Origin of the sequence: Pectobacterium brasiliense (assembly GCF_013449685.1) — a bacterium.
In the GTDB taxonomy this organism is placed as follows: domain Bacteria; phylum Pseudomonadota; class Gammaproteobacteria; order Enterobacterales; family Enterobacteriaceae; genus Pectobacterium; species Pectobacterium brasiliense_A.
Window position 1 is genome coordinate 1 of the sequence record NZ_JACDSF010000147.1, and the last position, 318, is coordinate 318.

1 protein-coding gene is annotated in these 318 nt (G+C 60.7%); it reads right to left on the reverse strand.

Features of this window, described 5'->3' with window-relative positions:
* The coding region (locus H0248_RS21760; protein ID WP_257981585.1) for a contractile injection system protein, VgrG/Pvc8 family at window positions 1-318 on the reverse strand (318 nt) is incomplete at both ends.

Here is a 318-nt window from a genome sequence, read left to right on the forward strand (position 1 = left end):
CCACGGGAATTGCAGTTTTACCCGACCATACTGATCGCAGTAGATCTCTTCCCCTGCTGGGCCGACGACGGTGGCGATTTGTGGGCCATCCACCATCGGTTTGTAGGGCATGGCAGCACGCCACGTCGTCGTGCCTTTCACCACAGTAAAACTGTTGCTCATGGTCGTCGGTTCACCGCCGCTTTCCTCTTCCAGCGCCTGCGGCTGCTGCCCGACGTGCGTTACGCTCACCGTCTGCCACACCGCATTCAGCGCCGCATTCGGGTGCTCCGTCAGCGTAAAGGTGTTACCCGGCATCAGCCCCGCGCAGTTGGATTC